The 25,101-nt window shown below is 44.1% G+C and carries 19 protein-coding genes; 7 read left to right on the top strand and 12 right to left on the bottom strand.

What is annotated here, in order from left to right:
* The coding region (locus tag B5F25_RS09145; RefSeq protein WP_241148384.1) for a hypothetical protein at nt 1-273 on the bottom strand (273 nt) is incomplete at its 3' end.
* A gap of 91 nt (nt 274-364) precedes the next feature.
* Between B5F25_RS09145 and B5F25_RS21665 the strand changes: the two genes are divergently transcribed.
* Complete coding sequence (locus tag B5F25_RS21665; RefSeq protein WP_162614385.1) at nt 365-535, top strand: hypothetical protein; 171 nt, start codon at nt 365-367, stop codon at nt 533-535.
* Nucleotides 536-551: 16 nt separating this feature from the next.
* On the opposite strand, the gene B5F25_RS09140 is transcribed toward B5F25_RS21665, so the two are convergent.
* A complete protein-coding gene (locus tag B5F25_RS09140) occupies nt 552-1,151 on the bottom strand; it encodes a nitroreductase (RefSeq protein ID WP_241148385.1) in 600 nt (199 codons plus the stop codon).
* 691 nt (nt 1,152-1,842) lie between these two features.
* Between B5F25_RS09140 and B5F25_RS09135 the strand changes: the two genes are divergently transcribed.
* The 3 genes from B5F25_RS09135 to B5F25_RS21660 all read left to right on the top strand — a co-directional run bounded on the left by B5F25_RS09135 (nt 1,843) and on the right by B5F25_RS21660 (nt 6,973).
* Nucleotides 1,843-5,079 carry a SusC/RagA family TonB-linked outer membrane protein gene (locus B5F25_RS09135; protein WP_087249092.1) on the top strand — a complete coding sequence of 1,079 codons (3,237 nt, stop codon included), beginning with the start codon at nt 1,843-1,845 and terminating at the stop codon, nt 5,077-5,079.
* Between the two features lie 19 nt (nt 5,080-5,098).
* Nucleotides 5,099-6,565: a SusD/RagB family nutrient-binding outer membrane lipoprotein gene (locus B5F25_RS09130; RefSeq protein WP_087249090.1), complete on the top strand. Its 1,467-nt coding sequence runs from the start codon at nt 5,099-5,101 to the stop codon at nt 6,563-6,565.
* 180 nt (nt 6,566-6,745) lie between these two features.
* The gene (locus B5F25_RS21660) at nt 6,746-6,973 is read left to right on the top strand and encodes a hypothetical protein (protein WP_158100050.1); all 228 of its coding nucleotides are present in this window, start codon (nt 6,746-6,748) and stop codon (nt 6,971-6,973) included.
* Here B5F25_RS21660 and pdxT read toward each other — a convergent pair.
* The 3 genes from pdxT to pckA all read right to left on the bottom strand — a co-directional run bounded on the left by pdxT (nt 6,912) and on the right by pckA (nt 10,346).
* Nucleotides 6,912-7,514, bottom strand: a complete 603-nt coding sequence (gene pdxT / locus B5F25_RS09125) for a pyridoxal 5'-phosphate synthase glutaminase subunit PdxT (protein WP_087249098.1) — start codon at nt 7,512-7,514, stop codon at nt 6,912-6,914. The genes B5F25_RS21660 and pdxT overlap by 62 nt on opposite strands.
* Before the next feature lie 15 nt (nt 7,515-7,529).
* Nucleotides 7,530-8,405, bottom strand: a complete 876-nt coding sequence (pdxS, locus tag B5F25_RS09120) for a pyridoxal 5'-phosphate synthase lyase subunit PdxS (RefSeq protein ID WP_087249088.1) — start codon at nt 8,403-8,405, stop codon at nt 7,530-7,532.
* A gap of 336 nt (nt 8,406-8,741) precedes the next feature.
* Nucleotides 8,742-10,346: a phosphoenolpyruvate carboxykinase (ATP) gene (gene pckA, locus B5F25_RS09115; protein WP_087249086.1), complete on the bottom strand. Its 1,605-nt coding sequence runs from the start codon at nt 10,344-10,346 to the stop codon at nt 8,742-8,744.
* Nucleotides 10,347-10,691: 345 nt separating this feature from the next.
* On the opposite strand from pckA, the gene upp reads away from it, so the two are divergent.
* Together upp and B5F25_RS21150 are read left to right on the top strand one after the other, a co-directional pair.
* Entirely contained in the window at nt 10,692-11,345 is a 654-nt protein-coding gene (gene upp / locus B5F25_RS09110; RefSeq protein WP_087212513.1) for a uracil phosphoribosyltransferase, read from the top strand.
* Nucleotides 11,346-11,436: 91 nt separating this feature from the next.
* Nucleotides 11,437-11,628 (top strand): hypothetical protein, encoded by a 192-nt coding sequence (locus tag B5F25_RS21150; protein WP_140406900.1) that lies wholly within the window; start codon nt 11,437-11,439, stop codon nt 11,626-11,628.
* Here the strand turns inward: B5F25_RS21150 and B5F25_RS09105 are convergent.
* From B5F25_RS09105 to priA, 3 genes are all read right to left on the bottom strand, one after another.
* A complete protein-coding gene (locus B5F25_RS09105; RefSeq protein ID WP_022040446.1) occupies nt 11,610-12,077 on the bottom strand; it encodes a low molecular weight protein-tyrosine-phosphatase in 468 nt (155 codons plus the stop codon). The two genes, B5F25_RS21150 and B5F25_RS09105, sit on opposite strands and share 19 nt — an antisense overlap.
* A 134-nt stretch (nt 12,078-12,211) precedes the next feature.
* On the bottom strand, nt 12,212-12,922 hold the full coding sequence (locus tag B5F25_RS09100; RefSeq protein WP_087249084.1) for a phosphatase: 711 nt from the start codon (nt 12,920-12,922) through the stop codon (nt 12,212-12,214).
* 32 nt (nt 12,923-12,954) lie between these two features.
* A complete protein-coding gene (gene priA / locus B5F25_RS09095) occupies nt 12,955-15,417 on the bottom strand; it encodes a primosomal protein N' (RefSeq protein WP_087249082.1) in 2,463 nt (820 codons plus the stop codon).
* Between the two features lie 100 nt (nt 15,418-15,517).
* On the opposite strand from priA, the gene B5F25_RS09090 reads away from it, so the two are divergent.
* The gene (locus tag B5F25_RS09090) at nt 15,518-16,495 is read left to right on the top strand and encodes a Gfo/Idh/MocA family oxidoreductase (protein ID WP_087249080.1); all 978 of its coding nucleotides are present in this window, start codon (nt 15,518-15,520) and stop codon (nt 16,493-16,495) included.
* Between the two features lie 281 nt (nt 16,496-16,776).
* Here B5F25_RS09090 and B5F25_RS09085 read toward each other — a convergent pair whose 3' ends face one another.
* The 4 genes from B5F25_RS09085 to B5F25_RS09070 all read right to left on the bottom strand — a co-directional run bounded on the left by B5F25_RS09085 (nt 16,777) and on the right by B5F25_RS09070 (nt 24,318).
* Entirely contained in the window at nt 16,777-17,382 is a 606-nt protein-coding gene (locus tag B5F25_RS09085; protein ID WP_022040450.1) for a porin family protein, read from the bottom strand.
* 248 nt (nt 17,383-17,630) lie between these two features.
* Nucleotides 17,631-19,208, bottom strand: coding sequence for a fibronectin type III domain-containing protein (locus B5F25_RS09080; protein ID WP_162608492.1), 1,578 nt, complete (start codon nt 19,206-19,208; stop codon nt 17,631-17,633).
* Between the two features lie 12 nt (nt 19,209-19,220).
* Nucleotides 19,221-21,083 carry a RagB/SusD family nutrient uptake outer membrane protein gene (locus tag B5F25_RS09075; RefSeq protein ID WP_087249076.1) on the bottom strand — a complete coding sequence of 621 codons (1,863 nt, stop codon included), beginning with the start codon at nt 21,081-21,083 and terminating at the stop codon, nt 19,221-19,223.
* A 19-nt stretch (nt 21,084-21,102) separates the two neighbouring features.
* Entirely contained in the window at nt 21,103-24,318 is a 3,216-nt protein-coding gene (locus tag B5F25_RS09070; protein WP_087249074.1) for a TonB-dependent receptor, read from the bottom strand.
* Between the last annotated feature and the right edge of the window lie 783 nt (nt 24,319-25,101).

Below are 25,101 nucleotides of genomic sequence, written 5' to 3'. Positions count from 1 at the left end.
ATAAGTCGGAACATATTCCTTATTTACAGCACAGTTAGTCAGATTATTAGGATATACTTCCACTTTGCCTATTTTCTTCAAGCTTGCGCCCAAATCATAAGCTGTCTTGATGGTGGTGTCGCCCAACGTTGCGGTCAACGACAAAGCGTGCTTAGCACCATCATTAGCCTTGAACAACAGGTAGTTCTTAGTTCTTGCGTCTTCAATATCTTCATAACGGGTAAAGTCATGCGGCAAAACCCATACGCCGTTTGCAGAAGTTGCTCTTGACAATACGCCTTCGTATGGAACTGCATCCTTAAATAAGATTACATTATGCCTCTGTTTTTTCTACATTTAGAAGCTGTTTTGAATTTATCGTGCGATGATTTGGGATGAGTTTTTGAGGCATTTTCGCTTCTGTGATGAGGAAGATAGCGGGCTATCTGACGAAGAACAGAAGCGGAAAGGACCAAAAAATCGCCCAAAGCACACACGAAAACGAACACATCAAGCCAAGAAAAACTTTTTGGAGAAATTCAAAACAGCTTCTTAAATTTTAGTGATATATTTCACTCGATAAATTGGATTTTGTCTGCTTCACGAGGCTTGGCGGTTGGAGCCTCATCGGGATAGCCGAAGCCGATGCAATATAACAGTTCGTAACCTTCACTGAAGTTTAGCTTTTTCAAGTATTCAGCCGCTTCAGGACTCTTCATAAAGCGGGCGGGACTTCCCAAACAACAACTTCCTATCCCCATAGACCAAGCTGAAATCATCATGTTTTCAGCCAACAAACCGCAGTCGAAAGGCGAACTTTCTGATTTTGTATCGTGCCCGATAAAGACTACCGTAGGTGCATTGCGGAACATATTGCGGAATGTAGAGTCTGACGCGGCTTTCGGATTGGCTTTCTTATATAATTCGGTTACGCCGTTAATATAATCGGGATTGTCTACGACACGGATTTCCCAAGGTTGGCAGTTCATGGCATTGGGGGCATTGATACCGCATTCGACAATAGTCTGCATCTTTTCACGCTCTACCGCCTGCGGTTTATACTGGCGGATGCTACGGCGTGACATAATAGTTTCCACTACTTGGTTCTTGGTGCTGTCCTGGACGGTTTCGCTGGTCGTTTGCACCTGTTGGTTTCCTCCTCCGCACGCCATTAAGGGCAGCAGCAGGGTTGTCATAAATACGTGTTTCATTTGCTTTAAGTTTTGAGTTTGTAATCGTTAAAGTCTCACCACAGAGAACATAAAGCATCGTAACAGATGAAATGAAAGATGTTTTGTGTTTCTGTAGCGAATAAGGTCTTCGGTTGCGAATATACGAATAAACTTACAAAATCCGAATACTCAGCCACTTAAAAACTCAAAAATCAATATCCTGGTGTTTGTGGGTTCTGGTGTTTGTGGAACAGCACAGTTAGATCCTGTTTAAGAAACTATTTTGAATTTCTCCAAAAAGTTTTTTCCCGTCTTGATGTATTCGTTTTCGTGTGTGCTGATTTGGTTGCATTACTTGTTTATGCCACCTTCAATAGTTTCAAAGATGAATTTGAGATGTAATAAAAAGTAAGTAAATATATGACTATTGTGTGTATTTGATAATTGAGGATTAATTTCATAAAATGACAATATAACAAATATGTGCGCGATATTTTGATAATTTATAAGTTTTATATACAAAAACCTGCTATTAAATAACCAATTTTACTGTTTTTGTAGATTTAGATATTATTTTGATATAAAATATTTGCTTTTATTTTCCTTTTATTTATAACTTTGCGAAAAATTCAATAAAACAGGTTATGACAGCTGTATTAATTAAAGATTGTTTAACTAAACGAGAGAGTTTATGAAAAGGAAAATTGTTTTAATGTTGTCTTTTCTATGTATTGGAATAGGCATTTTATGGTCTCAAGGGAGACAAGTGAGGGGAATTGTGACTTCCGCAGACGATGGGTTGCCGATAGTGGGAGCATCTGTTTTAGTAAAAGGGACAACCATGGGAACCATTACTGATGTGGAAGGCCGTTTTAATCTTTCCAACGTGCCGGCTTCTGCCAAGACATTAAGTATTTCTTTTATCGGTATGAACACAAAAGAGGTTGATATTACTTCCGGAACGATGAACATTGTAATGGAACCTAATACTGAAACTTTGGATGAGGTGGTAGTTACAGCACAAGGACTTACCCGCCATGAGAAATCATTGGGATATTCTACTCAGACCGTAAAGGCAGAAGATTTGACCATTACCCGGCAAACAGACTTGAACAATGCATTGGCGGGCAAAGTGTCCGGTATCCGTTTCTTAGGTTCATCAGGTGCCACGTTTGATAGCGGACGTATCATTTTGCGTGGTACATCTTCTTTGACTGATGCCAGTGGAGTAGAACCGATTTATGTCATTGATGGCATTATTTCGGAAGATGCCAATGCCATCAATATGGACGATGTGGAATCAGTTAACGTACTGAAAGGCCCTGCAGCTACGGCTTTGTATGGCTCACGTGGTGGCAATGGTGCCGTAATTATCACCACAAAAAACGGTTCAGGACAGGAAGGGCATACAGAAATCAATGTAAGCCATACTTTCGCATGGGAAAAGATGTACGACCATTTTGACATGCAAAACCAATATGGTGGAGGTTATTTGGGAGCTGAGGCGGAACTTCCTGTATTCCATTATGATGCGAGCAGACACCCGTCATATCTGCAGGCATTGGACGGCAAGGCATATTATGACTACAATAACGATGCCAGTTGGGGTCCGGCTTTCAATGGCCAGCAATATCTTCCAGCATACGCATGGGATCCGAGCGACCCACGTTTCGGACAGACCACCTCATGGAGTCCACAATTGAGGCTGAGCGATTTGTTTGAAACCGGTTTCAGCAATACGACCAACGTGGCGTTTTCACGTTCAGGTAAAGATTATTCTACACGTGTGTCATTCTCTAACGTGTCACGCCAAGGCATCACTCCCAATAGCGATGCGGCACGGCGTTATTTGTCCGTACGGACTGAGTTCAAACCCTTTGACCGTTTGAAAATATCAGTAGACTACAAATATACTTACCGCAAAAACCATAATGCGGCGGTAGAGGGATATGCTGAGACAGGAAATGCTCTTTATTCATACCAGCAATGGGGGCATACCAACGTAAACTTACAGGATTATAAGAACTACAAGCGTGCGGACGGCAGCCATATATATTGGAACATCACCAGCCGTGATTCGGATCCGACTAGCCTGAACGCCGCTTTTCATGATAACCCTTATGCTGTATTCAATGAAATCAACACAACGGACACTTATCAATGGAACTTATTCAGTGGAGATGCCGAACTGACTATTTGGAAGAACCTGAAAGCCGGCATTCGTGTTAATGGCAACATTCGTAATGAAAAGTCGGAACAAGTTATCCCTAACCAGATGTTTGGTTTAGTATCCAGCTACCAACAAGATCAGAATTCTTATTCGGACATTCAAACCCAAGGGCGCATTACATGGAACGATCATTTCTTGAATGACAAGCTGGCAATAGATGCGGCACTTTTCTTTGAAGACCGCCAAAGCAACCTGGACGAACTCTCCGGATTCACTCGTAACGGATTGATTATGGATGGTTTCAACAATTTAGGAGGATCTTCGGGTGATGCAGGAGGCAGCAATAATAAAGAACAAATTCACGAGCAAAGTATCTATGGTACAGTGACGGCCGGATGGAATGATACCTATTATATAGATTTTTCATTGCGTAACGATTGGAGTTCTACTCTTCATCCGGACAACAACAGCTATTTGTATGGAGGTTTGTCGGTAGCTGTCATCGCCAGCAACTGGTTCAAACATGCCGATTGGTTAAATTTCTGGAAGATTAGAGCTTCAGCAGCCCAAGTCGGTTCAACGATGGATCCGTATAATGTGTACAACATTTATTCCATTCGTAACAGCGATGGTGAAGTAGTCAAGTACAACGGTTTGTCTACCATGTGGACCAGTCCTACACTGAATGACCCGTATATCAAGCCGACAATTTCTACCTCGTATGAAATTGGTACGGAGTTCCGCATGTTCAACAATCGTTTTTGGGGAGACATCAACTTCTACAACCGAGACTCAAAGAATCAGATAGTCAGCATGAATACTACTCCATCCAGCGGCTACACTTCCCGTAGAATGAATGCCGGATTGATCCGAAACCGTGGTATTGAAGTATCATTAGGAGGTGAAATCATTCGTACGAAAGACTGGTCATGGGAAGTAAATGCCAACGTAGCCCATAACCGGAATACATTGGAAGAGTTAGTAGATGGACAAGAATCTTATCAACTTTACTGGATGTCGTGGAGTTCACGCGTTTATTCTTATGCGGAAGTCGGAGAGCCTATTGGCGTAATACGCGGCTCGGTTTGGCAGCGTGATCCCGAAGGAAACCTTTTGTTGGGTCGCAATCAGAACGGTGATTACGTACCTTTGTATAACACGTCCGCACAAGAAGAATTGGGCAATATACAGCCAGATTTGACGGGTGGTTTTGCCACTACGTTGCGCTATAAAGGATTTACCTTGAACGCTTCGCTCGATTTCCAAGTAGGAGGTGCTTTAGCTTCTGCTACGAATATGTTTGGCGAAGCATCCGGTTTGCTGAGTTCAACCACAGGATTGAATGACAAAGGAAATCCGATTCGTAATAGTGTGGCAAACGGTGGAGGTATCCGCTTGGATGGAGTGATCCAAAACGAAGATGGCACATACTCTCCTGTCACTACTTATATGGATGCGCAGACTTACTTCCAAAGCTATAAGTCATTGTTATGGGAAGACTATGTATATGATGCAAGCTATGTAAAACTGCGTGAACTGAGTCTTGGTTATACTGTCCCTGAATCGTTCTTGCGTCGTCTGAATTGGGGAATCAAGCGTGCCAGCATTTCTTTTGTAGCACAAAACCCTTGGTTGATTTACTCGGCAGTTCCCAACATCGACCCGTCTGAAATGGGAGCGGCTACCGAAGGATATATTGAAGGCGGACAGGCTGCTTCTGTACGTTCATACGGTTTTACAGTGAGTCTGACATTCTAACTTAAAAGATTGGTTTATTATGAAAAAGATAAAATTATTGGCTTTGATTTTTGTCGGAGTTACCGGCTTGAGCAGTTGTGGCAATTTCGGAGATTTGACTGTAGACCCTAACAATCCTTCTTCTCCGGATACACGCTTTTTGTTTACCCGGGTATGTATGGATACGTATCTTTTTGCCCTGAATGGCACTTATAACCCGTGGACACAATTGTTTCCGCAATATTTGTCCGAACGGCAGAATATCCAATATTCCAACTTTGGATTGCAAGACTATGATACGCGGGCTTTCTATTACAGAGATTTACAAAATTTGGAAGAAATCATTTCGCTGAACACTGAAGAATCGACTAGCCAGTCTTCAAACGTGCTGCAGATGGGAAGCAATGAAAACCAAATAGCCGTGGCGCAGACATTGCGTGCTTACTTCTATATGCACATTACCGATGTGCTGGGCATGATTCCTTATTCGGAAGCATTGCAAGGAGATGCGGGAAATTTCACTCCGGCATACGATACACAAGAATCCATCTATTCAGATCTCGACACTCGCCTTACAGAAGCGTATGCGCAATTCGATGAAAGTGGAGATTTAGACGGCACGTATGACATACTCTATAACGGAGATATCTCTAAATGGAAGAAATTCAATGCCTCCCTACGCATGATGATGGCGATTAAGCTTTCGGATGTAGATCCTTCTTCCGGACGTGAACGGTTTTCCCGTGCGTATGCCGATGGCGGTATGACTGACAATTCTGACGCATTGGTCTATAACTTTGTAAGCGAAGAGATGAACGAGAATCCTCTCTATACCAATATTGTAGTAGATGGGCGTGCCGACTTTGCTCCGTCAAAGACTCTTCTGGATCAGTTGCTCGCTTATAACGACCCACGCATAGAAGCTTATGCTGAGCCTAATTCGCAAGGAGAATATGCTGGGGTTCCTTTCGGTATTTTGCAGTCGGACATCACGCAATATACGGACTGTGCTACTTTTGACCCTCGTTATTATCAAGCGCAGAACACGCCGATAACTATCATTTCCCCCTCACACATCTTGCTGATTCAGGCCGAAGCTGCCGTACGTGGTTGGATTGACCAAAGCCAAGCTGAGAATTATTATCGTCAAGGCATTCAGGCTTCATTCGACCAATACGATTTGGGAAGCCGCTTTGACGCATATTATGCCCAACCGGATATAGCCTTTACCGGATCGGATGAAGAAAGGATAGAAAAGATAGGCATGCAGCGCTGGCTTGCCAACTTTATGCAAGACGGTATAGAAGCATGGTCGGATTGGCGGCGGTTGAATGTGCCGAAAATCTATCCGGGACCATCGGCAAGCATCTCCCATATCCCTTACCGGCGTATCTATTATCCGGATGATTACGGAACTAATATGGATAATTACAATGCTGCAATCCAAGCTCAAGGAGAAGACAGCTTCGAAACGCGTGTGTGGTGGGATGTTGCGGACAATAACTAATAACGAAGTGACAAGCCGTCTTTTTAAATTCTCTCTAATATTTTAACTTGTCAGTAAAAAAGCGGATGCGCCGGGTTGGCACGTCCGCTTTATCAGTTTAAGTACAATAGTTAGAGAAAGTGAGAAGCCAATAGTCATGTCCTATGCACAACTAAGAAGCTGTTTTGAATTTATCGTGCGATGATTTGGGATGAGTTTTTGAGGCATTTCCGCTTCTGTGATGAGGAAGATAGCGGGCTATCTGACGAAGAACAGGAGCGAAAAGGACCAAAAAATCGCCCAAAGCACACACGAAAACGGATACATCAAGCCAAGAAAAACTTTTTGGAGAAATTCAAAACAGCTTCTAAGGTCTTGGCATCTGATTCCCTTTTGGGCTTTCCTCCTTCTTTACCATCTTCTCGATGAAATAAGCATGTACTGTAGTATCGTCCGTCAGTTCGGGATGGAAGGAGCAGACCAACATGTTCTTTTCACGTGCTGCTACGATGTGCCCGTCTACCGTTGACAAGATTTCCACCTGCGCGCCTGCCTTATTTATATAAGGAGCACGGATGAAAGTCATGGGTATTTCTTGTCCGGCAAACAGGTCATGAGTGAAGAAACTGCCCAACTGGCGGCCGTATGCATTGCGTTTCACGCAGATGTCCATCACTTGCAAGTAGCGCTTCGGGTCGTTTTCTATTTCATTTGCCAATAGAATCATACCTGCACATGTACCGAATACGGGCAATCCTTCTTTCACCTTCTCCCTAAGCGGAGACATCATATCCAGGCTATTCAAAAGCTTGCCGATAGCCGTACTCTCTCCGCCTGGTATAATCAGCCCGTCCATGGGGCAGGACAAATCGGATAATTGGCGGATTTGAAAATGTGCTACACCCAAGTGGTCCAACATCTGTTCGTGCTCAAGGAAAGCTCCTTGCAGCGCCAAAACACCTATTTTCAGCATATCCTTTCCCGGTTATTTTCCTCTTTCTGCCATCAACAGGGTGATTTCATCTTCGTTAATGCCTACCATGGCTTCGCCCAAATCGGTAGAAACCTCTGCCAATAACTTAGCGTCGTTATAGTTGGTTACGGCATTGACAATGGCACGCGCCCGCTTTTCGGGATTGCCAGACTTGAAGATACCGGAACCGACAAACACACCTTCAGCCCCCAGTTGCATCATCAAGGCGGCATCGGCAGGAGTGGCTACACCTCCGGCAGCGAAATTCACTACGGGAAGCTTTCCGTTTTCGTGTACATACCGCAACAAGTCCAACGGCACTTCCAGCTCTTTGGTCTCATTGTACAGTTCGTCTTCGGCAAGTGCCTGTACGCGGCGGATGTCGCGCATCATGCTGCGCATGTGAGTCACTGCCTGAATCACATCGCCGGTGCCCGGTTCTCCTTTGGTACGAATCATCGAAGCACCTTCTGCGATACGGCGCAATGCCTCGCCCAGGTTTTTAGCTCCACAAACGAACGGTACCTTAAACTGGGTCTTGTCTATATGGAACACACCGTCTGCCGGCGACAATACTTCACTCTCGTCGATGTAGTCGATTTCCAACGCTTCCAATATCTGTGCTTCCACAAAATGTCCGATACGCACTTTCGCCATCACAGGAATACTGACAGCTTCCTGTATGCCACGTATCATCTTCGGGTCGCTCATACGGGCAACTCCGCCCGCTGCACGGATATCAGCCGGAATGCGTTCCAATGCCATAACCGCTACTGCACCTGCCTGTTCGGCAATCTTTGCTTGTTCCGGAGTCGTTACATCCATGATAACGCCTCCTTTCAACATTTGAGCCAAATTCTTATTCAGCTCGTACCTTTCATTCTTCATCTTCTACTAAAGTTCTTAAGTTTGTAAAACAAGGCAAATATAACAAATAAAGCAACATGGTAATTTTAAGAGCCTATTTAAATTTTCCAATAAAGCCATGTTGTACTGTAAAACGGTATCAAAATGTGCATTTTGATGAACATAAGTGAGTGGACCGTTTCACATAAGTAACCCGGGCGTTTCACATAAGTAACCCGGGCGTTTCACATAAGTGAGTCAGCCTTCTCACTTATGTTCGTTTGAGGGAGCTTTTGGCTTGAACAGCATTTAAACAGGCATTAAAAAAGCGGTCCTCTACGAAAGAGGACCGCTTTGCCATATAGGTTGAGATTGAAATTACAATTTCGGACCTGCAGCAACCAAAGCCTTACCAGCTTCGTTTCCTTCGAACTTAGCGAAGTTCTTGATGAAGCGACCAGCCAGGTCTTTAGCTTTTTCATCCCACTGAGCAGCGTCAGCGTAAGTATCACGCGGATCAAGAATCTTCGGATCTACGCCCGGCAATTCAGTCGGAACAACGAAGTTGAAGTACGGGATAGTCTTAGTCGGAGCTTTGTCGATAGAACCATCGAGGATAGCGTCGATGATACCACGAGTATCGCGGATAGAGATACGTTTGCCGGTACCGTTCCAACCAGTGTTAACCAAGTAAGCCTTAGCACCAACCATCTTCATCTTCTTAACCAACTCTTCTGCATATTTAGTCGGGTGCAAGCTCAAGAAAGCCTGACCGAAGCAAGCAGAGAATGTCGGAGTCGGTTCAGTGATACCACGTTCTGTACCTGCCAATTTTGCAGTAAATCCAGACAAGAAGTAATACTGAGCTTGTTCCGGGTTCAAGATAGATACCGGAGGCAATACACCGAAGGCATCAGCTGACAAGAAGATTACTTGGTGAGCGTGAGGACCTTTAGATACCGGCTTAACGATGTTGTTGATGTGGTAAATCGGGTAAGAAACACGAGTGTTTTCTGTTACGCTCTTATCTGCGAAGTCGATCTTACCGTCAGCAGCAACTGTAACGTTTTCCAACAGAGCGTCGCGTTTGATAGCGTTGTAGATATCCGGTTCTGATTCTTTATCCAAGTTGATAACTTTTGCGTAGCAACCACCTTCGTAGTTGAATACACCTTCGTCATCCCATCCGTGTTCGTCGTCACCGATCAATTTACGTTTCGGGTCGGTAGACAAAGTAGTCTTACCTGTTCCAGACAAACCGAAGAAGATAGCTGAGTCAGTTTCTTCCATGTTGGTGTTAGCTGAACAGTGCATAGAAGCGATGCCACGCAACGGGTTGAAGTAGTTCATCATAGAGAACATACCTTTCTTCATTTCACCACCATACCAAGTATTCAGGATAACTTGTTCCTTAGTAGTCAAGTTGAAGACAACGGCAGTTTCAGAGTTCAAGCCCAGTTCTTTGTAGTTTTCAACTTTAGCCTTAGAAGCGTTGTAAACAACGAAGTCAGGTTCGAATGATTCCAGTTCTTCTTTAGAAGGACGGATGAACATGTTAGTTACGAAGTGAGCCTGCCAAGCAACTTCCATGATGAAACGTACGCACAGACGAGTTGCAGGGTTTGCACCGCAGTAACCATCTACTACATACAGTTTCTTGTTAGAAAGTTCTTTAGTAGCCAATTCTTTCAAAGCGTTCCAAGTTTCTGTAGTTACAGGCTTGTTGTCGTTTTTGTATTCATCAGAAGTCCACCACACTGTGTTTTCACTTGTAGCGTCTTTTACCAGGAATTTATCTTTAGGAGAACGACCTGTGTACACACCGGTCATTACGTTTACAGCACCCAGTTCAGTTACCTGACCTTTTTCATAGCCTTCCAAACCCGGTTTTGTTTCTTCTGCGAACAAAACATCGTAAGACGGATTGTGTACGATTTCTACGGTTCCATTGATACCGTACTTAGTAAGATCTAAATTTGCCATTGTTCAAATGATTAATTGGTTATTATATCAAATGTTTAGTTATTGCTTGATGTTCTCTTTAGTTAGCTTCAAAAAAGATGTTCTTCAACACATCTCCCTTGTTTTTCGCGCTACAAAAATAGTGGTTTCTTTTGAATCCGAAGCAGATATTATTGAAAAAAATCCGTAATTAGCAAAGTTTTATACTTGTGTAACAAATATGCTACACGGAGTTTGCAATTGCCTTGTTTCAAAAAAGATACCCCTCACCCTCTTTACCACGAAACCTTCGGGGCATAGCATGACATTTTTACACAAATGTCCTTTTTTCTTCGTACCTTTGTGAAAAATTATCAAGCGAACATCATGAAGATTATTGATTTTAGTACCAGCAACACACTGTTAAACCAATTCCTTGCCGAGATGCGCGATGTCAACATCCAGCAAGACAGTTTGCGATTCCGGCGGAATATCGAACGTATCGGGGAAATCATGGCATACGAAATCAGCCGTGACCTGCCTTATGAAGAGAAGGTGATACGCACGCCGCTTGCCGAAGCAGTGGAAAACATACCGGCTGTCCGTCCGGTTATTGCGACCATTCTGCGTGCAGGGCTTCCGCTCCACCGAGGATTCATCAATTATTTCGACCATGCCGAGAATGCTTTCGTATCGGCTTACCGCAAATACATCGATGAAGATCATTTCGACATTCATATTGAATACATCGCTTCTCCAAAACTGGATGGAAAAACATTGATTCTTACCGATACGATGCTTGCTACGGGTGCTTCTATGGAATATGCATATGAAGCCTTGCTGACCAAGGGAACGCCTGCGCACGTACATATTGCTTCGGTAATAGCCAGCCGACAGGCTGTAGAACATATCCAGAAAGTTTTTCCTCAAGAAAAGACTACCTTGTGGTGTGCTACTATCGATCCGGAACTGAATGCTCACTCGTATATTGTTCCGGGGCTGGGCGATGCAGGCGACTTGTGTTATGGCGAAAAAGAATGACTTCTGAATTGTGCGTGCAGGCGTGCGGAGAAACACGTCTGCACACATTCTCAGTCTGGGATATAAGAAGCTGTTTTGAATTTATCGTGCGATGATTTGGGATGAGTTTTTGAGGCATTTTCGCTTCTGTGATGAGGAAGATAGCGGGCTATCTGACGAAGAACAGGAGCGAAAAAGACCAAAAAATCGCCCAAAGCACACACGAAAACGTATACATCAAGACAAGAAAAACTTTTTGGAGAAATTCAAAACAGCTTCTAAGTCTTACAGGTTTCGGATATGATTTAGTAAACCTTTGCAAGCATCTTCCAGAATGTCTAGTACATTTTCGAAGCCTTGTGCACCACCGTAGTAAGGATCGGGTACATAGTCAGCTACTTTCGTTTGGCAGAAATCGGTCATCCGACCAATCTTTCGTTCTGTTTCCACATCAGGGGCTTTCTCGCGTAAGGCATCGATATTGGCATCATCCATACCAAGAATCCAATCGAAGTTGTAAAAATCATCGGTACGCACGGGACGCGAATGGTGCGTAATCTGGTAGCCACGCCGGGAGGCATGCATTCGCATCCGTGGGTCGGCAAGGTCGCCTTCATGATATCCGCTGATACCTGCCGAGTCGACCTCTATTTCCATTTCCAGTCCTTCTTGTTTCAGGTAAGTACGCATGATTTCTTCGGCGGCAGCCGAACGGCATATATTGCCGAGGCAGACAAAGAGTATTCGCTTCATAATTTGTAAAGGAATTAGAAAAAGCAAAAGAAGCCAGGAGAACAAGAGGAGCAAGAAGAGTTTAACGGCATTTCGGACATAAAAGTCATGGCTTCTTGGATCCCCGATAACAGTTCCTTTCCTCCCTGCTTACATTATATATTCAAATAAGTTTTAAACTTTTCTACGCTGGTGTTCATGATCAGTTCTTCAGGGAACTCTGTCTCACCTATCAGCTGCAAGGCATAATCGTAAGTTGCAATATCGAACGAAATGTGTGCATCGCTTCCCAATATGACCGGTACTTCGTATCGTTTGCACAAACGCAGTATTTCCAGGTTATTGTCGCGTGCATCCATCTTTTTCCGGCAAGGACGAAGTGAAGAATTGTTGATTTCGAGCAACGTGTGGTGCTCTTTGGCGGCCAGCACAATGGGTTCGAAATTCAGTTTCGCAGTCCCGTCTCCCGGATGACTGATAATGTGAATGTAAGGATTGGCTATTGCCTGTACCATGCCGTGCGTGTTTTCTTCAGGTGTACCGCCCGCATAACACAACGAGTGTATACCGGCAATACGCAAATCGAGCAAATTAAGGTAAAACTCGTCCATGTCAATGTTGCCTTCACAATCCAGAATGTTGATTTCCGCTCCCAGCAGCAAATCGACGCCGTACATCCGGCGCGGTACGACATAAAGATTGCGGAAATAAATGGGACTGCACGAACCCGGAATGCCGGGAGCATGTTCGGTAATGCCCAACAGTTTCAATCCCTTTTCGGAAGCCGCTTGCACCATTTCCTGCAAAGTGCTGAATGCATGCCCGCTGGCTATCGTATGGGTGTGTACATCTAATTCTATTTTCATATTCTTTATTATAATTGGAGAGAAAACTCAACTCACATAGGGTCTACGTCATAATATACCAACAGCGAACGAAAACGTTCGTCTTCTGCGATGGCACGTTGCACTTGGCGCAGGTATGCCCGTACTTTTGACATCGACGCCTGTAATTCTACTTTTACCATTATCTTCTTTATGAACAAAGTTTGAATACGTGCCACCAAAGGTAAATCCGGCCCTAAAATCCGTTCGCCCAATCCTTGTCGCAAGTAACGTGCCATTATGTCAGCCGCCTGGTCGAGAACTTCTTGTTTACGGTGTTTCAGGTATACATAGACCAACCGGTAAAAAGGCGGGTACTTGAACAAGTGGCGTTCGGCAATTTGCTCATCGAACAAACTGCGGTAATTATTCGTTACCACTTCGTGTATCAACGGAAGGTCGGGCGATTTGGTCTGCAAGATTACCAGTCCTTGCTTGTTTTTCCTGCCCGCACGTCCTGCTACCTGTGCCATCAGTTGGAACGCGCGCTCGTATGAACGGAAGTCGGGATAGTTCAGCATCGAATCGGCATTCAGTATGCCAACCACACTTACCCGGTCAAAATCCAAACCTTTCGATACCATTTGGGTTCCGATAAGGATATCGGTTTTTCCTTCTTCAAAATCAGCGATAATTTTTTCGTATGCAGTACGGGTACGGGTCGTGTCCAGGTCCATCCGGGCAATACGTGCTTCGGGAAAGATTTCCTTGATGCTGTCTTCCACCTTCTCGGTTCCGAACCCCCGACTGACCAGTTCCACTCCTCCACATGCCGGGCATGCTTTCGGTATGGGTTCGGCATACCCGCAGTAATGGCACGTCAACTGGTTCAATCCTTTATGATAAGTCAGGCTCACATCGCAGTTTTTACACTTTGGTATCCAGCCACATGTACGGCATTCTATCATCGGGGCAAATCCTCGCCGGTTCTGAAACAGGATGACCTGTTCCTTTTGCTCCAACGCCTCCCTGATCTTTTGTAAAAGCAAAGGAGAAAATTGTGCCGTCATCCGTTTCTTGCGTGCCAGTTCCTTGATGTCTACCACTTCGATTGCCGGCAACTGAATCTGTTGGTGACGCTCGGTTAGTTCCACCAGGCCGTATTTCCCCTGAAGGGCATTGTAATAGGTCTCGATACTGGGAGTGGCAGTCCCCAGTAATGTCTTTGCACCGAACAATGAAGCCAGCACCATGGCAGCATTACGGGCATGATAGCGCGGTGCCGGTTCTTGTTGCTTATAGGTGTTCTCGTGCTCTTCGTCAACGATGACCAGCCCTAACCGACGGAAAGGCAAGAATATGGACGAACGTACACCCAATATGATATCGTAATCGTTTTCGGAAAGCTGCTTCTGCCAGATTTCTACCCGTTCGGCATCCGGGAATTTGGAATGATAAATTCCAAGCCGGTTGCCAAATACCCGCCTTAGCCGTTCGGTTATCTGAGTGGTCAAGGCTATTTCGGGCAGCAAATACAACACTTGTTTGCCACTCTGGATAACCTGTCTAATCAAATGAATGTAAATTTCCGTCTTACCACTGGAGGTCACTCCATGAAGCAAGCATACGGATTTTGTAGCGAACGACCCGATTATTTGCTCGTATGCTTTTTGCTGTGCCATGCTAAGCGGGTTTAGCGGAACTGTATCCAAAACACCTTTTGCCAGTCTTCCTATTTCCTGATGGTATAATTCAAATACTTTTTTATCCACCAGGCCAGACAATACAGCAGGGGTCACTCCCGATTCTTGCAGCAAAGTCTTGCGTGATACTTCTTTCAGAAAGCTGCCAGGACGCACCCATCCTGAAAGTTCTACGTATTTCATCAAAGCAGCCAGCTGTTTAGGAGCACGTGCAAGCGCATCGAACAGCCGATGCAGGTCTGCTTCCTGTTGTATCGTCTGTGGAAAACGCACAAAAACCTCGGTACGTGGCTTGTAGCTACGTTTCAGTTCCTCCTTGACATAAATGGCATTTCTCTTCAGCAGGCTATGAATAACAGGAAGTATGTTCTTGATGCCGGTGATTTTTCCCAGTTGGGTAATGCATTGTTCGTTATCAAGGGTCAGGGCATCAAGCACAGATTGTTCTTTCTCAGGAAGGATGGAATCCGCTTCAAATTCAGGATTGTAGACTACTAGAGTCTCGCTTTCCAGCTTCATCCCCGAGGGTAGGGCAGCCTTATAGACATCGCCCAACGTGCACAGGTAATAATCGGCTATCCATTGCCAGAAATCGTATTGCCGTTTTAGCAATACAGGTTTTTCATCGAGCACTTCTACAATCTCCTTGGTCTCATATCCTTCTGGAACTTCTTCGTGCACGCGTGTCACAATAGCCGTATAATATTTCTTTTTGCCGAATGAAACAACGACACGGATGCCTGCGCATACTCTTCCTTCCAACTCTGCCGGAACAGCATACGTATATTGCCCCAGGATAGGCAACGGCACTATGACATCTGCAAACTTTTTCATGCCGCAAAGTTACAAAAACCCGTGCATCTTGCTGAGATATTTTGGAAACTTTTAATAGCTTTGCATCCGACTCATTGTTTCATCTTATAGTTAATTCAATATGAAAGTTTATAAAATAGGTATCATCGGTTGTGGCAGAATAGCTCAGAAGATGGCAACTACCTTGGGAGGAATGAAAGGAGTGGCCCGTTATGCCGTCGCTTCGCGCAGTAAAGAAAAAGCAGAACATTTTGCCCGTGAATGGCAGTTTGCCAAAGCATACGGCTCTTACGAAGAACTGGCAAACGACCCGGAAGTAGACCTTATCTATATAGCTACTCCGCATTCGCACCATTACGAGCAGGCACGAATGTGCATCGGAAAAGGGAAACCGGTATTGTGCGAAAAGTCTTTCACCGCCAATGCACGCCAAGCCGAATCTTTGCTGGCATATGCCAAAGAGAAAGGAGTCTTTGTTACCGAGGCTATCTGGACACGATATTTGCCTCTCTCGCTCAAAATACAGGAACTGATACATAGCGGCATAATCGGTACACCTTATACACTCTCGGCAAACCTTAGTTATCCGGTATCGTACAAAGAACGCATCCAACGTCCGGAACTGGCGGGAGGTGCCTTGCTGGACATTGGCGTATATACACTTAACTTTGCCGCTATGGCATTCGGCACCGAAATAGAACGGATGGAATCTTCTTGCCTGCTGGCCGATACAGGAGTGGATGCACAAGAAAACATCACTTTGTTCTACAAAGACGGGAAAATGGCTTCGCTCCAGTCGAGTATTTATGCCAAGAGCGACCGTATGGGAGTCATCAGCGGAGATAAGGGACAACTCATTGTAGAGAATATCAATTGCCCACAATCGGTACGGGTAATAGATGACGATTACAATGTATCTGCCGTATATTATGCCCCGCAATGTATCACAGGATTTGAATATCAAGTATATGCCTCCATCGAGGCCATTGAAAAAGGTTGGCTGGAATCTCCTTATATGCCGCATGCAGAAACACTTCGCATCATGAGACAAATGGACGAATTGCGGAAATCGTGGGGAGTGGTTTTCCCGTGTGACTGACTTAATACGATGCCATGTAGGGGCATATTCAACTTCTCTATTTGCAGACACACGCATATAGATGCGTAAGCATAAGCATAAGCAACTATTCCTGATTAATTAAATTCATCACAGAAGACAAAAATGCCCATAGCATAAAAGGGAGTTAGAAGGAGTTATGTCTTCGGCAGGAGTTAAAGGCCAATAATCCTGTTATGGCTTCCATGAGCAAAAGTATTGGCTTCTAACTCCCTTTAACTCCCTGAAATAACTCCTTTTCAACTCCTTATTGGGGAAAATGCTTAAAACATATATGCCAGTGATACCTGCCACGTGTTTTTCTTCATGTCTACCGTGCCTTCATAATCTTCTATCACGGCTTTCGCCACTTTGTTGATGCTGAAGTTATAGTTCAATCCGATTTGCAAATGCTGAATGAGTTTTACACCTGCTCCCACATTGAAGGTAGTATAAGATTTCTTCATATCAAATGTTTCCGAACCGATATTGAAAAGTCCGCTGCCGACATTGAAGCCGAATTGGGGTCCCGCCGCAATATAAGCTCCGAAGGTACTTCCCAGTCCAAACGTCCATTTTAAGTTGACAGGTATTTCTATTGTTTTCAATGTCCTGTTTTGAGATACTCCTTCTTCATAATAATTCGCCTTTCCTTTAGACTGGTTATACAGGGCAGCCACATCAATGCCCAGTCCCACTACCGGAATGGTAAATTCAGCCATCGGTCCGATAAAGAATCCGGTCCGGTTGTCTCCTTTAAACACATCTTCTGAAAAGGTGAGGGTGGAAATGTTCAGACCTCCTTTTAAGCCGAACTTCAATTGAGCCTGTGCCGGTATGGCTATCCACAGGCAGGCCACCACCATAAGAGTCGATAAAATCTTTTTCATAACGCAAATAGTTTTAGTTTAGCCAGACAAAAATACGTATTTACCTTGTGGTTTACAAATGTTTGAAGGTAAATATTTGCATAAGCCCCCGATTCTATCTGTATAAGCCAATGCACCTATATGCATCGGGCGGTGCAGCTATAATTTTTTATGTAAAAACAGAAAGGAGGAAACCGGTTAGGTTATGAACCGGCTTCCTTCTTTCAATCAGTTTATAGAAGCGATGTGTCTTCTTATAAAATCATAGCTCAATACCAGCGAGGATCGCCTACCTGGTTGTAAATCAACTCTTCATTACTTAATGTAAAGTCACCGTTTGCAGCATCTGCATACCCCGGGTCAAGCGTTGTACCATCGGCGTCGAAGAACTTGGCTTTGCCGTCTCCTCCATCTGAAACAAGGTTCTTCGTATTGAAGTAATTATTGTTTTCGAATGTAGGTTCTGCCGTATTGCTGTTGTCGGAGAATCCTCTGCCACAATTCGGCATATTGGAAACCATGTTGTTAGTAAAGCTAATGCTATTGCCCTTGAAGCGTACGTAAAGCAAACGGCGGCTGCTGTCATTGCTTGCACCGTCAATCGTACAATGGTCGACTGTAATGACAGGGGCAGCACCGGCAAAGTCGCCGGAAGCATCATCATAGCGTATGAAGTCACGATCGGCACAACTGTTCCAGATGGTGCTGTTTGTGATGTTCAGTGTGGCAATGTATCCCTTGCGGCAATCGAACATATCGCCACCGCTGCACTGTATTCCGTGCATCAGGCTATTGTTGATGGTGATTTCATTGATAGAGGCAGTTACGTTGACATAATACAGGCCTTTCACATAATTGCGGATTTCACAATCATTAATCATCAAATGTCCATACGTGCCTTCATCTTTGTATTCGAAAGCCTGGCTACCGTCTGTACCTGTTCCATCCATGACAATCTGGCTCAGGCTCAACGATGCTCCTTCATTGAGTGTAATGCAACCATTGATAACCGGCCGGTCGCTTGGACGTACAGCTTTGAGTTCGATATCTGCCTTGATATTCAACTTACCAACTCCACCTTCTTCGCCAGGTACGGTATAGGTGCCCGGATAAAATGCGAAGGACGCACCGTCTTCGGCTCCTTCCAGGATGGCAACAAAGTCATCTTCGGGACTAATTGCTGTAGCGCCCGCCAAATCAATCAATGTTGTAAAGGTTTGCGAGCCTCGGGTCTTGTTACCGTTCATCAGTTTGGCGGTATATTCCGTTTCCGGTTTCAGACCGGTGATAGTGGCCTGTCCGGCTGCTATTTCTTCGGACGTGACTGTATGTGCAGGCACATCGGCAGGACTTAGCACGATTTCTGTTGCCGTTTGTCCTGCAGGCCAACGTAAAGTGACTGAATTGTAGGTAAGGTCGGCTTCGGTTACGGTTTCCAGTATCTGTTCAGCATCGGTCTCGAAAAATACGCCGCTCCATTTCGAAGTCTTGCTTTCGTCTTCACCTACTGCCTGTACACGTGCCGAATATTGAGTTTCACCTTCCAGTCCGGAAATAACATAAGGAAGGTCGTCCGCCGTAATTCCGTCGAATGTCAAAGCTGCTGTACCTGCAAAAGTCAGGCTATCATTGGCAAATAGTTCAATATTATAGCTTGTCGCGCCTTGGCTAGGAGTCCAGGTCAGACGAACGTCCGTGCGGTTTACAACTCTTGCTTCCAGATTGATAGGAGCAAAGTAACGGCTATAGTCAATGCTCAGCACTTCTTCGCTTTGGTCTTCGCAAGCCGTAGCAAGAGCCACCAAAGCAACTCCCAACAAATAGGTATATTTTTTCAGCTTATTCATAATCATGTGTTTTTAATCATTCGTTAACATTCCATTGCTATTATCCACGAATATCTGCCAGATAGGCCAATATTGATTTTCATCCGGATTATTCACATAAAGTACGTCCACCTTGGCATCTTCCAATTTGTCGGTTCCCAGCCATGTCGTACTTGTATATCCTTGGTCCAGCAAGGTTTCACCGACCGTTTCCGTATCGCCATAATTCAAACCGTAAATTACGAAAATATCAGTCATGCCATCAATGGTTTCGATGGAGGTATAAGCACCTGCAGGAATAGCGTTCACAATTTCGCTTGCCTCTCCCTCGTTTACTACTGTCTGGTATGTATAGACTTTATCTATCAAGTCGGCGTATTTTCCTTCACGTCGTGCCAGTTGTTTCATCTTGGTCTTGGCCTCGTCCAGTTTGGTCTTTAACAAATTCCAGCGTATCAGGTCAGCTTTCCGCAACGATTCTCCGGCAAATTCCAATCCGCGTTGCTCTACAATGGCATCAAAGAACGATTCTTTGCTGGCAGTAGCTGTATTCATATAAGCGGAAACTTTGTCTGATGGTAATGCACGTTCCAGCACCGGACGCATGTATTGGGCAGCATTTGCCGGACCTTCCAGTTCGTTAACAGCTTCTGCAGCCATTAAATAGACATCTGCCAAACGCATGTATTGCCAGTTTACACCGTCATCATTAGTAGAAGTCACGATGCGGCTCATCCATTCGTAACGCAATTTTCCGAAGTTCCATTCTTTTAATGAAGCCAGCTCTTGTGTACTGCGTCCGTTGGTCAATGTTTGCGACCACCTGAAAGGGGCACAGGTGATGTTGCGGCGTATGTCATCTACATCATAATCATAAAATAAAGTAGGAAGAGGACCGTTCACACCGCCTTTGTTCTGTTGGGTATACTGGTCTTTCGCCTGATGTTCTACCCCTAATGTATAAAGTACACGGCCACGTCCTTCCGAGAAAGGAATCTCCCAAATAGACTCTTGCCCGGCGGTAACTACATCCTGGCACAAATTCGTAAAGTTATCTTTAAACGGAAGTGAAGCCAGATTCGGATATTGTGCTATCACATCAAGGCATTCGTCACGTACGATGGTATACATGGCGGTACGATCCAGGTCCGGGTCATTGCTTAACCGTATGCCGTCGACACGTTGGCTGTAGCCTCCTGCATAAAGAGCGATTCGAGCACGAAGTGCCTTGACAAAAGCCTTGCTTACACGTTCGGTAGTCTGGGTTATGTTGGACTCATTAGGCCAATATACATAGTTTTCTGCTTCCAGCAGGTCAGCCAACAGTTGTTTGTATATTTCATCCCGGTCAGCCCGCGGAAGGTACATCGTTTCTGATGTGATAGAAGAAAAACGTGCAGGTACATCTCCCCAGCCTTTAATCAAGTCAAGATAGATGACAGCCCGTAAGGTCAAAGCTTCTCCCAGCAGGTGTGCCATGTCAGGGTTGTTTTCATAATTGCCGTATGCACGTATGCCTTCGATCGCCTTGTTGGCACGTTCGATACCTTCGTAAAACTTAGCATATGCATTATTGTCTGTATTCATCTGTGAATTGGAAGGCTGGGCATTATAAGTGGCGAGGTCGTTCTTCCCTCCGTCATTGATACCGCTGGCTTCCAAACCATTAATCCATTCCACATCGCTATTGATGCCATAGTAAGGCAAGTAGCGTCCACGATAAGAATTGGTTTCTCCGAATGACTGATGAATACCCATAACGGCAGCTTCTGCCATCTCATACTGCGAAAAAATAAGCGATGAGTCCATTGATGACTGTGAGGGAGCTTCCATATCACAGGAGCTTATACCGCATGCCAACAACGCTAATAGAGGTATATAAAATAATTTTTTCATATTGTCTTAATTTACGGGTTTAGAAATTCAAGTTAACACCAATGACGAATTGGCGGCTCTTGGGATAAGCAGAATAATCTACCCCCGGAGTCAGATTCGTCTGCAAGGCAGTAGATACTTCCGGATCGAAGCCTGAGTAACCTGTAAGGCAGAATACATTATAAGCTGTCACATAGAAGCGCAGGTTCTTGATGTGTACTTTGTTCATCAAAGATTCCGGCAATGTATAGCCTAATGTCAAAGTGTTCAGGCGCAGGAATGAACCGTCTTCTACCGCCCAGTCGCTGAATACCATGCGTTGAGTCATAGGAGACCACATTGTGGTATTGGCATTCATGGCTGCAAGCTGTTCCGGGTCATTACAAATGGTTCCGTCCGGATTCAAGTTAGTCCAACGGTTTCCGTCAGCCATTTCCGTAGTCATGTTACGGTACTGGTATTTGCCAGTCATGGTGTACTCGATTTTGTTGGCATTGTAAACGTCGTTGCCGATACTGAAATTAAAATTGGCACTCAAATCAAAACCGTATGCACGCGCATTGATTCCGAAACCTCCGGTTGCTACCGGATTGGCATCGCCAATGATCTCACGGTCTTCATAACCTCCAGTCACTACTCCGTCGCCACTTAAATCTTTCAGTTTCATCATACCTGGACGTAATGTCCCCACTACCGCAGTACAGTCATCAACACCTTCTTTCAGTATCCATGTTTCTGATGCAGCATCGTAACCTACGAAATCACTCACTTCATAACGTCCTGCCGAACGATAGCCTAACATCTCACCTACAGACCCGCCTTTGGCAATCCAGAAATCTTGACCGATTTCAGAAGAAGCCCAACTGGTATCTTGTCCGAAATCCTGCATAATTCCCAAATCCTTGATTTCATTCTTGTTGAAACCGATATTGGCATTCAAGCTGATTCCCCAGTTTTTCTTGTTGACAATAGTCCAGTTAATAGTAGCTTCAATACCTTTATTTTGAGTTTCTCCCATGTTACGGTATTGGGTATCATACCCCGTTCCACTGACCGGGAAGTTTATCAGCAAGTCCTTAGTCGTATTCAAGTAAGCTTCGACTGTACCGTTCAGCTTGCCACCGAATAATGTGAAATCCAATCCTAAGTTACGAGTAATGGTTGTTTCCCATTTCAAGTCTGGATTTGCCATGGTCTTGCTGGGTGCCCAATAATTATTAAAACCGTTAATCCACGAAGTCGTATTACTGTTGTACACCTGTACGAGTTGTCCTGACGGGATGTTGTTATTTCCTGCAGTACCATAACTGAAACGCAACTTCAAGTCATCCAGCCAATTCTTGGCACCTTCCATAAAAGATTCAGACGAAATACGCCATGCAACAGCAGCCGACGGGAAAAATCCCCAACGATTGTCTTCCGAAAATTTGGAAGAGGCATCGGCACGGAATGTTGCAGTCAACAAATATTTGCTTTTGTAATTATAATTGACGCGTCCGAAGAACGAAAACAACTTATCGTCTGGATTTAATGTATTTTCTATGTTATAAGGAGTGGTACCCTGAATATTTGTCAGTTTCCACGCCTCTGTAGCCGAAATCCAGTCTGGAAATCCGTGAACTTCATTTTCCAGCTCGTTTTCCTTGGTTATAATCCATTCGTGCCCTACCAACAGATTCAAACTATGGTCTTTGTTTTTAAGTACTTTCTCAAAATCATAATTGATGGTATTTGTATTCCGGAAACGGTGACGGAACAAATTGTTGATGCGGATAGCAGGATGTCCTTGATTGGCTGCAGCCGGTGTGTTTTTTATATAATAGGTAGTTGTACCCCAAAAACGTTGGTCATTATTGCGGTAATCATCATAACCGAATTCAGTTTTTACCTTGAAATTCTTGAATATTTCCCAGCCAAAACTACCGTTCATATTCAGGGTCTTGCGCTCTTTCATACGGTCGTTGTCCCAAATGGCGGTTATCGGATGATATAGATTACCCAAGTCATCGTCGGCACTACCTGCCGATTCATCCAGATTTGCCAAAGGTATCGGCGTATAGATAACAGAATACTTCAAACGCTTGTCTGTATCCAACGTACTGCTTGTTTCATTGGCACCACCACCTCGGATATCGGTTTCCGAATAACGGATGGAGAAATCCAGTGTTGTGTTCTTGGTAGGCTTCGTGTTCAGTTTCAGACTGAAGTTATCACGCTTATAATTCGAACCTTCCATGATGGCTTTATCGTTCATGTGTGCATAGCTGAACGAATAGCGGATACGTTCCGTACCACCGCTGATATTCAGGTTATGATTAAACGTATGCCCTGTACGGCCGAATGTCAAGTCTTGCCAGTCATTATAAGGTATATTTTGATACATATCCATGTCTTCATACTTCCCGAAATATTGTTCGTACGAAGTCAAGTCATCTTTCAGCAAAGCCAGTTCATATTGCCACTTGGCATAATCATAAGGGTCGAGCACATCCATTGTATTGGCAATTTTCTTCCACGAATAATAGGCATTATAACTGACGCTGACCTTACCTTCTTTTCCCGATTTAGTTGTGACCAGAATAACACCATTGGCACCACGTGAACCGTAGATAGCAGTAGAAGATGCATCTTTCAGTACAGTGATATCTTCTATTTCCGAAGCGGGGATATCTGAAATAGACTCTACCGGGAAACCGTCTACGATAAACAGAGGACTGTTATCGCCTGTGATAGAGCCTCCACCACGTACACGGATTTTCATTTCTGCATCAGGCGAACCTTCTGTTGTGGTAATCTGTACACCAGCCATCTTACCTGTCAAGGCTTCTGTGGCCGAAGCTACCGGAACTGCTGTCAGTACGTCTGCATCGACCGTAGCCACAGAACCGGTCAGGTCTTTTCTCCTTACAGAACCATAACCAATGACAACAACCTCTTCCAACGCCTGAGAGTCATCATCCATTGTTATATTCAAGATAGTCCGCCCCTTTACTGCCACTTCTTGTGTCTTCATTCCGATGTAAGAAAACACCAAAGTTGCATCAGAAGGAACGGTAAGCGTGAAATTACCATCAAGGTCCGTAATTGCTCCATTGGTGGTATTTCCTTTCTCTACTACAGAAGCACCGATAACAGTTTCTCCTGTATTGTCTTTCACTGTACCTTTTACGGTTACATTTTGCGCTGATACGCTAAGCGATATCATCGCTGCAAAAAACAGCAGCACATAACGCATAGATTTCATCTTACTAGCCATTCTTACGCATATATTAAATAAAAGATTAATAAAGGGTTAATAACGTATGCAAGCATACATTGTTAACGTATCGTAGCAAATGTATGAAAATATAGAATCAAAATTGTGGAAAAATTGTTTTTTCACAGGTCTTTTTTGTTCATGCCTGTCTGCAAAAGAAAAAGCGTAATCCGTATGTGTTGCATAACATCATTTATACATCACACAATATAAGTTCCATGTTTGTAATGTGCTAGCGAAAAAACAGCTTCTTAATTTCTCCGATAAGTTTGGCATATACGAATCAATGTATGATTGAAAGGTTCAGTATCTGTTTCAGGCTGTCTTCTTTTTACGTTCTCCATATGGAAACCGTACGGTTTCCATATCGAAAACATACGGTTTCCATATCAAGAACGTACGGTTTTGAGATGGAAACTATAAAAGGAAGCTATCTGGATTGATAACGCAACCCAATCAGAAACTCCAACTGTTTTGATTACCTTTTGGAATTTGATTACCCAATTGATTAGATGCCCATAGCATTTTTCTTTGATTAATTCAAAACTGTCTCTTAATAATAGTCCGTTAAGAATTCAACATATCGGCTAAGCGGCTTCTGCCACTATGCCAAATAGTTCTTTGATAAGTTTAGTATTAAAAGTTCTGTTCGGTTTCATACCGGACTTGCTAAAAATTCTTTTGAACATGTAAATATTACTCAGATAGGCCTTTAGCAGTCCGATGGAAAGCGAGGGATAGTATCGTTGCCGCAAATAATTTATAATTTTGCGACAAACTCAA

Origin of the sequence: Bacteroides sp. An19 (assembly GCF_002160215.1) — a bacterium.
In the GTDB taxonomy this organism is placed as follows: Bacteria; Bacteroidota; Bacteroidia; order Bacteroidales; family Bacteroidaceae; genus Phocaeicola; species Phocaeicola intestinalis.
The sequence above is the reverse complement of the archived record's forward strand: the minus strand, read 5'-3'. Positions and strand labels throughout refer to the sequence as shown.